Here is a 13,998-nt window from a genome sequence, read left to right as displayed (position 1 = left end):
TTTTGATATTATGATCTGATGGCTGACTTGATAGCGAATTCATCCGCAATCTGCTCCAGCCATTGTGCGACATCTTCTTCTCCAGTAGCTCTCTGGTATGTACTCCCTAAAGATACCAAAATCTGATGAATAAACATTTTCATCTGATCTACGGGCATTTCTTTTGTCCAAAGATCAATTCTTAAAGCTTCCATTGTTTTATCATCCCAAACAGAGATCATTGTAGCTTTTGTTTCCTCTTTTTCCACCCCGCCGTCCTGAGCGTTCCATGTTATGCTTTCAGGAATGTGGTTCTCATCCAACTCTACATCTATTGTAATCTGAGTTTTTCTCATATCAATCTAAAATTTTTCCGCAAAGTTACTACTTCTTCAGCTTATCTAAAATTTCTGCGAAGTTATCTTCATCAGGAAATGATGATTAAAGTAAAAAAGAATTCTTTCGTTGAAGCTGCAATAAATATCTGGTTTCACATAAAAAAATAACCCTCAAATTAATTGAAGGTTATGATGTATTTTAAATGTTAAGGTTTTTTGGGCTTGTAGACTGCTTCATTAAATATCTTTGTGCCGTCAAGCTTTAAGAAATCCACCAGTTTGGTTTCTGGTTTCTGCCTGAAATAAGCTTTGCAGATCTGCCATCCGGTAAAGATTCCAATTTGTGGGGAAGACTCGTTATCAATTTCCGTATAGAATTTTGAGAAAGGTCCAGGAGAAATAAAACGTTCTACCAATCTTGGATCATCCCCGAAGATGAGATTACTTTCAACAAAATAATTCCAGATATTGGATTCATTAGATACCGCCCAATCGTACTGCTTTTTGGTATAGTTCATTTTAAGATAATCCGGCGTATCCGGAAGGAAAGCATCCTGTAAGATCATGATTTTTCCATTAAGAATTACTTTATCTATGAATTTCTGATGATCCGGATCTTCTGTTACAATATTTTCGGCAAAAATCTGGGAAACTTTAGGAACCATATTCTGTGGGTTCATCGACTTCTGAAAATATAATTCGAGTCCTTTGTAATTGGCATTGCCATCACCCATAAATCCTGTGATATCGATGAACAGAAGATTTCCTTTTGAGTCATAAAAAATAGGATCCTGAACCATCTGCAATGCTGATGAAAACAGATAAACCTTAGGATTTTTGAACTGCGGGAAATAATATTTTATATGAGCAAACAGGTCCTGAAGTTCCTTCTTAAGCTTGGTTTCATCTATTTTGCCCGCTGCTTCTTTATAAACCTTGATCTCTTCCACATCAGCTCTTCTTTTGCCAAAATCGGCATCTGAAACGGTTCCCTGGAACCATGGAAATTTAGCTTTAAATTGTTCAAGAGGAATATCCTGATTGTAAAACTGTTTGGAAATATCCGTTAATTCAACTTTTTCTGCAGTATCTTTTACTTCTACTTTCCACTGGTTTTCGGGTTCTTTTTTACATGAATGCAAAGCAAGAACTAAAATGGAAGAAAGGGCAATAATTCTAAAAATCTTCATTATTTTTACATGAAATTTAAGTGTACAAAAATAAGGATTAAAAACACAATCGATGAGGAAAATTAAAATATTTGCAACCCTCTGCCTGATTATTTCAGGATTTTCTTTTTTTTATGCTCAAAAACTTAATTTTAAAGATCAAAACTTTGAAAAAGCTGTGCTGGACAATTTCGATCTTAATAAAAACGGTTTGTTGGAACAGGAGGAAGCAAATGCCGTCAATAATTTATTTTTGGTTCAAAAAGGAATTAAGTCCGCTGAAGATGTGGGCTTTTTCCCCAATGTTAAAATGATTGTACTTGATGACAATACTATCTCCAGTGTTTCACTTGACAATTTCGCCTATCTCGAGCTGTTTTCCTGTACAGGATGTGGAATGTCTTCTTTTAAAGCAGAAAGACTTAAAAACCTGACCTCACTGTATCTTGACAACAATCTTTTGGAGAATATCTCATTAAAGGAAACTCCGAGAATTGATCAATTAACATTATCTTTAAATCAATTAAAAACCATCGATATCACTGTGCTCAAAAATCTGAGAAAACTGAACGTTGAACACAATAAGATTCAAAAACTTGATATCTCCGGAAACCCAGCCCTTCAAACACTGAACATAAGCGGAAATAAAATGAAGGAAACAGACATCAGGAAAGGAACGAAAACTGATGTTACAATTTTCGGAACCGAGCTTTAAATTATTACCATGAAAATAGAAACAAAAAGACTGATCTTAAGAAAACTTGAAGAAACCGATGCTGAACGGATGTTTCTTCTGGATTCTAATCCTGAAGTAATGAAATACATTGGCGTTCCGGTACTCACAGAACTTCATGAATCATTAAACGTGATAAGAATGATCCGGAACCAATATGATGAAAATGGCACAGGAAGATTGGCTGTCATTGAAAAGGAATCAGGACTTTTAATCGGCTGGAGCGGTTTGAAACTGCTTGCAGAAGAGACCAACGGTTATAAGAATGTATTGGATCTCGGTTACCGTTATTTACCTGAGTCATGGGGTAAAGGTTATGCAATGGAAGCAGCAAGAGCATCTCTGGATCTTGGATTTATTGAGATGAAAGCTGATGTTATCTATGCTTATGCTCATTGTGAAAATGAGGGTTCCAATCATATTCTAACAAAATTAGGTTTTGAGAAAACCAGTGAATTTGAAGAACCTGATGGGATCTGTAACTGGTATGAACTCAAACGCGAAAAATATATACCATAATATACTGTACTAATCAGGAAGACCGGAGTACAGCTAATACTTCGCAGACATTTCAATTATCCTAAGTCAGATTACGAAAAAACCTGTAATTTTGGAATCTCTTTTCCGTTTGAAATTCCTGAAGTTAACGCATTGGATGTTGAGCTAATTAAAGACGGATAAAAAATGAATTTGAATAGATTAAAAAAATATAAATAATGCAGACTCAAAAAGTAATAGATCATATTGTAGACTGGTTAAAAGATTATGCTGTAAAAGCTAAAGTAAACGGATATGTTATTGGTGTTTCCGGAGGTGTGGATTCCGGTGTGGTTTCTACTCTTGCCGCTATGACGGGATTGAAAACCCTTCTTATCGAAATGCCCATCCGTCAGAAGCCGGATCAGATAGACCGTGCCTGGGAACATATGAATGATCTGAAATCAAAGTTTCCCAATGTAGAGGCGATGTCTGTAAACCTGACTCCTGCTTTTGAAGAACTTTATAAGTCATTTGATGTCAAAGATGAACTGTTTCCTAATGAAAAGCTTGCTTTTGCCAATACGAGATCACGTCTTAGAATGCTGACGCTTTATTATTACGGACAACTGAATGGTCTTCTGGTATGCGGAACAGGAAATAAAGTGGAAGATTTCGGGATCGGGTTTTATACAAAATATGGTGATGGTGGTGTAGATGTATCTCCTATCGCAGACCTTTACAAAACGGAAGTATACACGCTTGCAAGAGCTTTAAATCTGGTTAAAAATATCCAGGAAGCCATTCCTACAGATGGTCTTTGGGATGTAGACAGAACGGATGAACAGCAGATTGGTGCTACCTATCCTGAACTTGAAAAGATTCAGAAAGAATATGGAACCAAAACTGCCGACGACTATGAAGGCCGTGATAAAGAGGTCTTTTTAATTTTTGACAGAATGCATAAAGCAGCTCAACATAAAATAAATCCTATACCGGTTTGCGATATTCCTGAGGAATGGAGAAATGATTAGTTTTGAGTTATAAATTTTATATATGAACGGTAAAATAAGGTCTGTATTTTTTATTTGTCTTGGACTTCTCTTCGGAATGTCTGTGATGTATATCTACAATAATTTTATTGCAGACAAAAAGGGAAATACAGGGACAGCAAAAACAGAAGCTTCCCGCTACGGAAGTACTTCTATGGATTCGCAAGGCACCATTGGAAATAGTTCATCACCGTCTATCGACCAGCTGACAGAAGAAAAAACAGTCATTAGCTACGTTAAGCAAAACCACAGGCTTCCGGATTATTACATCACTAAAAATGACGCAAGAAAATTGGGCTGGAATCCGTCAAAAGGAAACTTGTGTGACGTATTACCCGAAAGAGCTATCGGTGGTGATCGGTTCAGCAACCGTGAGAAAAGACTTCCCGAAGATGAAAAATATTATGAAGCGGATGTGAACTACCGTTGTGGCAACCGAAATGCAGACCGCATTATTTTTACGAGAAACGGCGATGTTTATCTGACCAAAAACCATTATAAGAGTTTTGAAAAGCAGTAATTGAGCTTGTCATTTCGAGGAGAGCAGCGACGAAGCAATCTTTATGATAAAAGGACCATGAAACCAGGTTTTGTTTATATAATGACCAACAAGAACAAGACAACTCTCTATACAGGAGTTACTTCAAACCTGCCCAAACGTGTGCAAGAACATAAAGCAATGTATTACCAGCAAAGCTTTACCTCAAGATATAACTTATACATACTGGTCTACTGGGAATCTTTTCAGGAAATAGGAGATGCTATTTTCGGGAAAAACAAATCAAAGCAGGCTCAAGACAGAAAAAAATAGATTTAATAAATTCAATAAATCCTGATTGGAGAGATTTAGCAGATGATATCGAAAATATCATGGATGTTTTTTGAGATTGCTTCGTCGCTAGCTCCTCGCAATGACTAATATTAAATGAATAAAAAAAGAATATGAAGACAATATATATCGATTTTACAGACATCGGCGACTACGACGATTTTTACGCCCAATTAAAGGAAAAAGTAAGTCTTCCGGAATATTTCGGAGATAATCTGGATGCGCTTTCTGATGTCATTACCGGAGAACTGGAGATGCCGCTTCACCTTGAATTCGTCAATATGACGGTAGACCAGCTGGAAATCTTTGAAGATCTGCTGACCACTCTGGAAGATGCGGAGGACGAAGCTGAAGACTTTAGCTTCACCTATTATCTGGAACAGTACGATGATGAAGACGAGGAGGAGAATGATGGTGAAAATGAATAGATAACAAATTTTAACTACACTATTTTAATATATAATATTCTCTTTTTTTAGGTTGTTTTACAAATAAAAGATTAATATTTGCAACATAGCAATCATTAATCTTTCTCGTAAAACTAAACCATGAAAAGAGTATCATTTTCTCTTCTATTCTTACTGACACATTTTGCTTTCACTACTGCTCAAACAGGCATCAACACTCCTTCTCCATCTTCTACACTAGATATCAGTGCAAAGAATTCAACAGGAACTTCCACAGATACAGAGGGATTGCTGGTGCCGCGGGTAGACAGACAAAGAGCACAAAATATGACCACAGTTCCTGTATCAACATTAATCTATGTTAACAATATTACCACAGGAACATTAACCGGTACAGCAGCCCGTATTGATTCAGCAGGATATTATTATTTTGATGGAACAGTATGGACCAAACTCGTTACTTCACTCAACATTTATAATTCTGACGGGATTTTATCTGATCCCAGAACGGTAACAACCAACGGTAATCTTTTAAGCTTCATTAATGGAGTCAACAATGTAAAACTTGGCACTTCAGCCACTGAAGCTTCGCTTTCAGCCAACGGATCGTCCAGAGGATGGCTAAATCTTGCCGGAGGTTCTGCAAATCTTGATTATTACGTAAACAACACAGGTGTTGGCCAATTGGTTTCCTTCGGAACTTCTACTCAACTAAGTATTGGTTCTACCAATGCCTCTCCCCTCGCCCTTAAAACAAACGGAACGGATCGAATTACTATTTTAAGTAATGGAAATACAGGTGTAGGAACCTCAACACCCAATACAAAACTGGAAATTTCTTCCGGTACAGCCAATATTTCAGGGACAAAACTTACGAACCTTACTTCATTGTCTCCCATCAGCACAGGGCAGACTTTAGGCGTAGATTCTGCGGGAAATGTAATAACTGTAGCCAACCCAGCGCCTGCAAGTGTCACAACTGCTTCTGTAAACATTACCACGGGAGCCAGTTTTAATGTAAACGACACGACTGTGATCATGGTCCCGGGAACGTCACAGACTGTGGCTATTCCTACAGGTGGAAAAGCATTGTTTATCAATTTTATGCTGGGAATAGATTATGGAAGCAACCCTGCAGGAAGTGGCGCCTCTTACTATGAAGCAAGATTGTATCTGGACGGTGCAGCCACAGACTGCTATATGCGAACCCAGGAATACGGACCTGGTGGATTCAGTGCTCAGTTCAGCTTTAATACGGTAAAATTTCTTGCAGCCGGAAATCACACAATCGATGTAAGAATGACACGAACCTTTAATAATGGAGTGGCTTCGGGTACCAATATGCTCTGCATTCCGATTTCTATGTCATTCAATGCCACTTATTTGAATTAAGGTAATTATTCAAGTAATCCTATTACATTCTTTACCGTAAAAATTAATGACGTATCCTCTTAAAAAATTTCCCATGAAAAGAATACAACTCTCCATATTATTGATTATTTCAGGCTATTCACTTATGCATGCTCAAGTGGGTATCAATACTACCACTCCTCTTTCCACATTAGATATTAATGCCAGAAATGCTACAGGTACTTCCACAGATACAGATGGAATACTAGTCCCCAGACTAGACAGACAAAGGGCACAGAGTATGAACAGTGTTCCTGTTTCTACAATGATTTACATCAACAGTATTACCACCGGTACCCAAAACGGCACTGCTGTCAATATAGATACAACTGGATTTTACTACTATAACGGAACTTCCTGGATAAAACTCATTCCTTCTAACACTATTTATACTTCAGACGGCACTTTAAATGGACTCAGACTGATCACAACCAATGGAAACTCTATCAGCTTTGTCAACGGAGCCAGTACTATAGGCATTATCACCAGTGCAGCAGAAGGAGGCTTTTCAGCAAGTGGATCAGCTAAAGGGTCTGTCACTTTATCTTCATCTGCCGAAACATTGGAAACCTATGCAGATAATGGCAATGCTACCCAAATGAATTCTTCAGGAACAATCACAAAATTAAGTATAGGAACAACGAATACAGCCCCTCTTTCTCTTAAAACAAACGGAACAGAAAAACTGATCTTACTGAATAACGGGAATGTAGGAATCGGCACTTCTTCCCCTAATACTGCATTGGAATTAACTTCGGGAACGACAAATACATCAGGCTTAAGATTCACTAATCTTACCTCTACCTCTCCAATAGGTGCGGGACAGGCTTTGGGTGTGGATACCAATGGAAATGTAGTGACTGTTGCTAATCCCAATCCTACTACTGTAAGTACTTCATCGGTAAACAGTACAGCAGAGGTCAACTTTACGGTGAATGATGTCACCGCTACCATCATCTCCGGAACATCACAATCAATAAATGTTCCCGCAGGTGGAAAAGCTTTATTTATCAATTTTATGCTTGGAGTGGATTACATCAATAATCCGTCAGGAAGTGGAACCGCCTATTATGAAGCAAGATTATATATAGACGGTATAGCCACCGACTGTTATATGAGGACACAGGAAATAGGAATCAGTGCGAATGCTTCTTTTAGCATCAGTACCATAAAATTTCTTGCTGCCGGAAATCATACAGTCGACGTCAGAATGCAGAGAACCTTCAATAACGGGACAGCCTCCGGTGCAGACATGCTTTGCAATCCAATGTCAGTATCATTTAATGCTTCTTATTTAAACTAAGCTTCAAATCATTAAGATCTGAATAATTAAATAGTACAACAATTAATCATTATTTTAAACCTAATTCATGAAAAAATTTCAATTCTCCATTATATTTCTTTTAAGTGGCATTTCTCTTGTTCTGGCACAGGTGGGAATTCATACCAGTCTACCGCTTTCTACCCTTGACATTAATGCAAAAAATTCTACCGGCACAAGCAACGGTGTTGATGGATTATTAATCCCCAGAGTAGACAGAGAAAGAGCTCAAAGCATGACTTCCGTTCCCATTTCAACATTGATTTTCATAAACAGTATTTCAACAGGAACATCAGCAGGCACTGCTATCAACATAGATGCAACAGGATATTATTATTTTAGCGGAACAGCATGGGTAAAACTGGGAACATCCAATTTCTATAATTCGAACGGCAGATTAGCAGGGACGAGAATAGTAACAACCAACGGAAACCCTATAGTCTTTATGAATGATATGACCAGTGTAGGAATTGTAGCAAGCTCAGTTTTGGGAACTCTTTCTGCCAACGGATCTTCACGAGGATCTCTGTCATTGACCGGAGGATCGTCGCATCTCGACCTCTATGTGGATGACAATAATCAGGCACAGATTAATTCTTACGGAAACTCTACTCAATTAAGTATAGGTACTACCAACGATGCTGCATTAGCTTTAAAAACTAATGACAGAGAAAAAATTATAATACTGGGTAACGGAAATGTGGGTATAGGAACCAACACGCCCGGTTCAAAATTTGAAATTGCTTCCGGAAATGCCAATATCTCCGGATTAAGGTTCACCAATCTTACCTCAGCTTCTCCCACCGGTACAGGACAATCTATAGGTGTAGATACGAACGGAAATATAATTACGGTCGCCAATCCTTCTCCGGCAAGCATCAATACAGCTACCGTGAATAACACCAACGGCATTGATTTTAATGTGAATGATCTTGCAGCTACAGTCGTAACCGGTACATCGCAGTCTATTACAATTCCTTCCGGAGGTAAAACTTTATTTATTAATTTCATGCTTGGAATTGATTATACAGGCACCCCTGAAGGAGGTGGAAAGGCTACTTATGAAGCCAGATTATATATTGACGGGGTGGCAACAGACTGTTATTTAAGGACTCAGGAAACCTCAGCCGGAACCAATACCCAATTTACCATCAATACGGTTAAATTTCTCAACACGGGAAATCACACATTAGATGTAAGAATGATAAGAGCAGTCAACAATGGAACGACCTCTGGTGTCACCATGACTTGCAGGCCTATTTCAATGTCGTTTAACGCTTCCTATATTAATTAGAAATTAAATAAAAGGATACAAAAACTCTCAGCATTTCTGGGAGTTTTTTTTGGGTCAAAATATTTAATCAAAAAAATATTTAATTTTTTTTCAAAAATAAAAACCAAACAGTCATGCATCTCGTATATACTTTAAAATGCAAGTATTGATAATAAAAAAGGACTACCGAAAACCTACTTATCAATCAAACTAAAAACCATTTAACCATTAATTATTCATTAAAATACCGATGTAACTATTGGAATTTTTTTGATCAATTAAATAAAAAACTAAACAGAGATGAAAAAAAAGAATTGTGTGGTTGGATTTCTACTGGTTGGCTTTTCACTTGTAACAGCCCAGGTTGGAATAGGGATATCTTCTCCGAATACCAATGCAGCATTAGACATCACAAGTACAAATAAAGGACTCCTTCTTCCTAGAATTGCTCTTGTTTCCACGAACAGTGCCTCCCCGCTTTCAGCCCATGTCGCCGGAATGACAGTTTATAATACATCCACCAATACTTCTGTGGCTTCCAGTCCTGTATATCCGGGAGAGTATTATAATGATGGTACACAATGGTTAAGGAAATCCACGTGGAATGATGCCAGAATGATTACCGGAGGAGGAATAAATGATGCTATATCATTGACCACAGCAGATGTTGTTGCCGAAACGGCATCGACTACCATACTCAGTACGATTTCTTTTACATTAGACAGGCCGTCTACTGTGGAGTTCAGTGCTGATGTTTCTACGCGCTATACTGCTTCAGGAAGCAACACCACACCTTTATCAGATGGAGCTGTAAAATTGTGTACTCTTAATTTCCAGTTTACGACGGCCCCTGCAGGAGTTTCAACAACCGCTTTTTTTGGTGATCATTCTGCCTCGTATACTACCGCACTTTCTGCCGCAGCAACAGCAACGGGAGATGTTTATCTGAATCCTTACGGAGTGGTTACCTTACCTGCAGGAAGTTATGTCCTTAATTTAAGAGGTACAGCATTAAGCGGAACTGCGTTTAGAATTGGTTATGGTGGAGGAACTCATGATATGATCCAGATCAGGGCGACTCCATTACAGTAATCAAAGCTTCATCAACTTTTTAACACCAATAAATATCACAAAATGAAAAAAAATAGATATACGATCCCTTTATTTCTTGCCTTCTTTTCATTCACAAACGCCCAGGTAGGTGTGGGATTATCTGCTCCCAATACGAATGCAGAGTTGGACATCACAAGTTCAACCAAAGGTATTTTACTACCCAGAGTCGCATTGACTGCTACTAATAATCCGGCACCGTTAACAGCTCATGTGGCAGGAATGATGGTATATAATACGGTAACCAATACCTCAGTTGCCGCCAATCCGGTATACCCCGGTGAATATTATAATGATGGAACCCAATGGCAGAGAAAGTCTGCACTGAATGATGTAAGAATGATCACAGGAGGGACCATTGCCGATATCCTTTCCTCTACTCCCGTAGATATTGCTGCAGGCACTCCTACCACGACTACTTTAAGTACATTTTCTTTTACACTGGACAGACCATCGAGTGTAGAGTTCAGTGGAAATATTTCGATGTCATTTAATGCCAGCGGTGACAGTACGATACCCTTAGGAGATTCAGCCATAAAACTAGTGACTTCCAATTTCGTTTTTACCACAGCCCCAAGCGGAATAGCTGTGAATACACCTTTTGGAGACAGCACCATCACTTATATGAATGCAACTACAGCCAATATTACAACCATTATAGGAAATTTTTATACCGCGCCTCATGCCACGCTTCTGTTACCAGCGGGAAATTATGTGGTCAATGTCAACGGATTGGCATCCAGCAGTAATGCATTTAGAGTTACGTATGGATCCGGAGTCAGAGATATGGTTCAGATTAAGGCCACTCCAACAAAATAGTTGGGAAGATTTTGAATTTAAACGTACTAAAAACATAATCAATGAAAAATATATTTGCTGCATTTATCATTCTTTCAAGTGTTCCATCAACAATGATGGCGCAGGTAGGAATAGGCATTGCTTCCCCCAACGCTAATGCTATGCTTGAGGTCAGCAGTACCAATAAAGGACTCTTGCTTCCGAGAGTAGCTCTTACAGCGACCAATAATCCCTCTCCTCTTTCAGCGCATGTTGCCGGAATGACCGTATATAACACTGCTACCAATACCACTGTAGCAGCCAATCCTGTTTATCCGGGAGAATATTATAATGATGGAACACAATGGCAGAGAAAAACAGCTTGGTTTGAAAAAACAATGCTTTCAGGAGGAACCATAGGTGGCGATGCACTTGGTACAATCAGTTTAGATGTTCCGGCAGCTACCACGACCGGATCCATTACAACTATTACTTTGGCTACTGTATCATTTACTTTAAGTAAACCTTCTGTAGTGGAATTTGATTCCAATATCTCGGCAATTTTCACCAACTCAGGTATTGCCCCGGGCGGTACAGGAGCTGGAATAACGGATAACGCGGTTAAGCTTTGTAATGTATATTATTCATTTACTGCAGCCCCTGCCAGCATACCGATCAATACAGTATTTGGGTTATCCACACTATCGTATACGAACAGCTTTTCAACTTTTATCACAACCGGTAATTTTTATCTTGTACCCCGTTCTACTTTAGTATTACCTGCCGGAAACTATACTCTTACAGTTAATGGTGCCGGTGGAAGCGGTACTGCTTTCAGGATAACATTTGGTTCAGGAAACCGCGATGCCATCAATATAAGAGCAACACCTTCCAAATAAAATTTTGTCAACAGATATAATTTGTTTTAAATTAATACAAAAAAAAGAGATGCATAATCTGCATCTCTTTGATATTATACTACTTAAAAATCTCTTGGATTTTATATTCCATTCGTTTTCAATTAAGAACAGAAATATCAAATACCAAGGTGTAATTATCCTTATTTCTATTCACAGTTGGGTAGGTATATTATTTCTGTAGTTTTCAAACAAACTCCATTACAGCAGATATGAAGTTGCGGACATGTAAGATCAACTGAACATGCATTTCCGCTACCCTTGATCATTTTCAGATTTTCTCGTGATAATTTTTTCATGACTCAATATTTTAATTAGTATTCCAAATATATAAATATATCCCAAAATCTAGAATTAAATATAATTGATTATTTAAATAAACGTTTCAGGGCTGACCATATCCAATGAAAACCCGGATTAAAATTTTTATAATTAGCACGATCTATCAAAAAAAAACATTCCCCGAAAGGAATGCTTTGTATACTTTGAAATTTTATTACCTTCCAATAACCTCTGTAATCGGGTTTCCTACATTTCCACTCGGGAACTGAATTTTCAGCAGTGATGAAACAGTAGGGGCAATATCGGTCATGTGATACTCCTTATTACTTTCTCCCTGATGAATTCCCCACCCCATAAAGATCAGTGGAATGTGAGAGTCATACGAATTCCATACACTATGGGTAGTTCCTGTTTTAGAGTAAGGAGGAAGCATTGAATCATGAGAAATAAGCTGAATATCACCGCTTCTCTGTCTGTTGATTCCGTTGATGATTCTCTGTTTAATCGGTTCCGGAATCGTAGCTTCCTGAACTTCATCTACAGACACGGCATACAAAACAGTAGGATCTTTCTGCAATTCTTTGATGGTAAAATCTCTCAGGTCATCCAATTCTATTTTATTATCCTTCATCAGCTTTCTGTCAAAATAGATCTGATAATTATCTACTGCATTGATGAGCTGATCAACCCCGAATTTATCTTTCAGTTTCTGGTTGATATCTTTTTCCATTCCCTCTCCGAAGAATCCTGTGGTGATCTTATGTTCTTTCAAAAATCCTACTGAATGAGCTCCACCGTGGTCAGCAGAAAGGAAAACCGTATACTCGCCCTTTCCTACTTTTGAGTCCAGATAACTGAAAAACTGAGCCAGATCCTGATCAAGTCTTAAGTACACATCTTCTACTTCAATAGAATTCGGCCCGAATTTGTGACCTGCATAATCTGTAGAAGCCAGGTTGATGGCTAAAAAGTCAGTAATATTATCTCCCCCTAATTTCTCTCCTTCTACAGAAGCTTCGGCCAATTTCAGTGTCAGTGTATTTCCGAAAGGCGTATAACGGATATTATCTTTTTTAGTCTGATAATCCTGAGCTAAATTGCTGTAAGGAAAAACAGGGGTCTTTGCACTTCCGAGAAGGCCTTCCCATGAAGAATTATCAGGTGAGCTTTCTGTATATTGGTTGATCGGAAGTAAAGTGTTCCAGCCGTTTGCTACTAATTTTTCAGGAAGATTCTGAGAATTGAAAGACTTTACCCACTGAGGCAGGTCATTCATATACCAGGTACTCGTGATAAAATTTCCTGTACTGTCATCAAACCAAAATGCTCCGTTCGGCGTATGGCCTGCAGGAAGAATGGAAGCACGGTCTTTCAATGAAACTCCGATTACTTTTCCCTGGAAATTGGTCGCCAGCCTCAACTCATCAGTCACTGTGGTAGACCAAAGATTTTTTGGAGAATGACTTCCTGTCTTTGTATTGGTTGTTCCTACCGGCTGAACGCTTTCGTCTGCCGTACAGTATACGTTTTTTCCTGTTTCTTTATCTGTCCAGTCGTTTCCGGCAATCCCGTGGATGGCAGGTACAGAACCTGTATAGATGCAGGTATGTCCCAAAGCAGTAATGGTAGGTACATAGGGAATGTGAACGTTATTTAAAGAATATCCAGTATTCAGAAGTCTTTTAAAACCATCGTTTCCATATTTATTATAAAAACGGTACAGATAGTCCCACCTCATCTGGTCTACGACTAATCCTACAACTAATTTGGGTCTTTCTAACTGAGAATTTTTGTTCTTCTGAGCATTGATTGTAATTACGGACAATAAAGCCGCTGCCGCAATTGAAATTTTCCTAAGCATCTAGTAAATTTTTGTTGATCACAAATTTACGGGTTTTGAAAGTTTTGGCGTGTGAAATTTCAT

Annotated in this window: 15 protein-coding genes; 12 read left to right on the top strand and 3 right to left on the bottom strand. The window is 38.3% G+C overall.

The genetic code is table 11. The features are described from left to right. Nucleotides 1-8 precede the first annotated feature (8 nt). Nucleotides 9-335, bottom strand: a complete 327-nt coding sequence (gldC, locus tag EG346_RS12465; RefSeq protein ID WP_073336225.1) for a gliding motility protein GldC — start codon at nucleotides 333-335, stop codon at nucleotides 9-11. 188 nt (nucleotides 336-523) lie between these two features. Further along, complete coding sequence (gldB, locus tag EG346_RS12460; RefSeq protein ID WP_123878999.1) at nucleotides 524-1,507, bottom strand: gliding motility lipoprotein GldB; 984 nt, start codon at nucleotides 1,505-1,507, stop codon at nucleotides 524-526. Nucleotides 1,508-1,559: 52 nt separating this feature from the next. Here gldB and EG346_RS12455 point away from each other — a divergent pair, with 52 nt between their 5' ends. From EG346_RS12455 to EG346_RS12400, 12 genes are all read left to right on the top strand, one after another. Continuing rightward, on the top strand, nucleotides 1,560-2,201 hold the full coding sequence (locus EG346_RS12455; RefSeq protein ID WP_123878997.1) for a leucine-rich repeat domain-containing protein: 642 nt from the start codon (nucleotides 1,560-1,562) through the stop codon (nucleotides 2,199-2,201). Between the two features lie 9 nt (nucleotides 2,202-2,210). Next, complete coding sequence (locus tag EG346_RS12450; protein WP_123878995.1) at nucleotides 2,211-2,738, top strand: GNAT family N-acetyltransferase; 528 nt, start codon at nucleotides 2,211-2,213, stop codon at nucleotides 2,736-2,738. 197 nt (nucleotides 2,739-2,935) lie between these two features. After that, a complete protein-coding gene (gene nadE, locus EG346_RS12445; protein WP_073336219.1) occupies nucleotides 2,936-3,730 on the top strand; it encodes an NAD(+) synthase in 795 nt (264 codons plus the stop codon). Between the two features lie 22 nt (nucleotides 3,731-3,752). After that, nucleotides 3,753-4,268 carry a ribonuclease domain-containing protein gene (locus EG346_RS12440; RefSeq protein WP_228425862.1) on the top strand — a complete coding sequence of 172 codons (516 nt, stop codon included), beginning with the start codon at nucleotides 3,753-3,755 and terminating at the stop codon, nucleotides 4,266-4,268. Between the two features lie 57 nt (nucleotides 4,269-4,325). Further along, entirely contained in the window at nucleotides 4,326-4,559 is a 234-nt protein-coding gene (locus EG346_RS12435; protein WP_317048581.1) for a GIY-YIG nuclease family protein, read from the top strand. Nucleotides 4,560-4,690: 131 nt separating this feature from the next. Beyond that, the gene (locus EG346_RS12430) at nucleotides 4,691-5,005 is read left to right on the top strand and encodes a barstar family protein (RefSeq protein ID WP_123878993.1); all 315 of its coding nucleotides are present in this window, start codon (nucleotides 4,691-4,693) and stop codon (nucleotides 5,003-5,005) included. Between the two features lie 120 nt (nucleotides 5,006-5,125). Continuing rightward, the gene (locus tag EG346_RS12425) at nucleotides 5,126-6,376 is read left to right on the top strand and encodes a phage tail-like protein (protein WP_123878991.1); all 1,251 of its coding nucleotides are present in this window, start codon (nucleotides 5,126-5,128) and stop codon (nucleotides 6,374-6,376) included. A 73-nt stretch (nucleotides 6,377-6,449) separates the two neighbouring features. Then, entirely contained in the window at nucleotides 6,450-7,697 is a 1,248-nt protein-coding gene (locus EG346_RS12420) for a phage tail-like protein (RefSeq protein WP_123878989.1), read from the top strand. A gap of 67 nt (nucleotides 7,698-7,764) precedes the next feature. Beyond that, complete coding sequence (locus EG346_RS12415) at nucleotides 7,765-9,009, top strand: phage tail-like protein (RefSeq protein ID WP_073336209.1); 1,245 nt, start codon at nucleotides 7,765-7,767, stop codon at nucleotides 9,007-9,009. Between the two features lie 279 nt (nucleotides 9,010-9,288). Then, the gene (locus EG346_RS12410; RefSeq protein ID WP_123878987.1) at nucleotides 9,289-10,080 is read left to right on the top strand and encodes a phage tail-like protein; all 792 of its coding nucleotides are present in this window, start codon (nucleotides 9,289-9,291) and stop codon (nucleotides 10,078-10,080) included. A gap of 42 nt (nucleotides 10,081-10,122) precedes the next feature. After that, nucleotides 10,123-10,917 carry a phage tail-like protein gene (locus EG346_RS12405; protein ID WP_123878985.1) on the top strand — a complete coding sequence of 265 codons (795 nt, stop codon included), beginning with the start codon at nucleotides 10,123-10,125 and terminating at the stop codon, nucleotides 10,915-10,917. Between the two features lie 41 nt (nucleotides 10,918-10,958). After that, a complete protein-coding gene (locus EG346_RS12400; protein ID WP_123878982.1) occupies nucleotides 10,959-11,774 on the top strand; it encodes a phage tail-like protein in 816 nt (271 codons plus the stop codon). Nucleotides 11,775-12,288: 514 nt separating this feature from the next. Here the strand turns inward: EG346_RS12400 and pafA are convergent. Further along, nucleotides 12,289-13,935, bottom strand: coding sequence for an alkaline phosphatase PafA (pafA, locus tag EG346_RS12395; protein WP_123878980.1), 1,647 nt, complete (start codon nucleotides 13,933-13,935; stop codon nucleotides 12,289-12,291). Nucleotides 13,936-13,998: the final 63 nt, after the last annotated feature.

Origin of the sequence: Chryseobacterium carnipullorum (genome assembly GCF_003815695.1) — a bacterium.
GTDB classification, from domain to species: Bacteria; Bacteroidota; Bacteroidia; order Flavobacteriales; family Weeksellaceae; genus Chryseobacterium; species Chryseobacterium carnipullorum.
The sequence above is the reverse complement of the archived record's forward strand: the minus strand, read 5'-3'. Positions and strand labels throughout refer to the sequence as shown.

What these genes read in the sequence shown, in the direction of transcription:
- gldC (WP_073336225.1), bottom strand. Translation starts at nt 335, where the DNA reads ATGAGAAAAACTCAGATTACAATAGATGTAGAGTTGGATGAGAACCAC.
- gldB (WP_123878999.1), bottom strand. Translation starts at nt 1,507, where the DNA reads ATGAAGATTTTTAGAATTATTGCCCTTTCTTCCATTTTAGTTCTTGCT.
- EG346_RS12455 (WP_123878997.1), top strand. Translation starts at nt 1,560, where the DNA reads ATGAGGAAAATTAAAATATTTGCAACCCTCTGCCTGATTATTTCAGGA.
- EG346_RS12450 (WP_123878995.1), top strand. Translation starts at nt 2,211, where the DNA reads ATGAAAATAGAAACAAAAAGACTGATCTTAAGAAAACTTGAAGAAACC.
- nadE (WP_073336219.1), top strand. Translation starts at nt 2,936, where the DNA reads ATGCAGACTCAAAAAGTAATAGATCATATTGTAGACTGGTTAAAAGAT.
- EG346_RS12440 (WP_228425862.1), top strand. Translation starts at nt 3,753, where the DNA reads ATGAACGGTAAAATAAGGTCTGTATTTTTTATTTGTCTTGGACTTCTC.
- EG346_RS12435 (WP_317048581.1), top strand. Translation starts at nt 4,326, where the DNA reads ATGAAACCAGGTTTTGTTTATATAATGACCAACAAGAACAAGACAACT.
- EG346_RS12430 (WP_123878993.1), top strand. Translation starts at nt 4,691, where the DNA reads ATGAAGACAATATATATCGATTTTACAGACATCGGCGACTACGACGAT.
- EG346_RS12425 (WP_123878991.1), top strand. Translation starts at nt 5,126, where the DNA reads ATGAAAAGAGTATCATTTTCTCTTCTATTCTTACTGACACATTTTGCT.
- EG346_RS12420 (WP_123878989.1), top strand. Translation starts at nt 6,450, where the DNA reads ATGAAAAGAATACAACTCTCCATATTATTGATTATTTCAGGCTATTCA.
- EG346_RS12415 (WP_073336209.1), top strand. Translation starts at nt 7,765, where the DNA reads ATGAAAAAATTTCAATTCTCCATTATATTTCTTTTAAGTGGCATTTCT.
- EG346_RS12410 (WP_123878987.1), top strand. Translation starts at nt 9,289, where the DNA reads ATGAAAAAAAAGAATTGTGTGGTTGGATTTCTACTGGTTGGCTTTTCA.
- EG346_RS12405 (WP_123878985.1), top strand. Translation starts at nt 10,123, where the DNA reads ATGAAAAAAAATAGATATACGATCCCTTTATTTCTTGCCTTCTTTTCA.
- EG346_RS12400 (WP_123878982.1), top strand. Translation starts at nt 10,959, where the DNA reads ATGAAAAATATATTTGCTGCATTTATCATTCTTTCAAGTGTTCCATCA.
- pafA (WP_123878980.1), bottom strand. Translation starts at nt 13,935, where the DNA reads ATGCTTAGGAAAATTTCAATTGCGGCAGCGGCTTTATTGTCCGTAATT.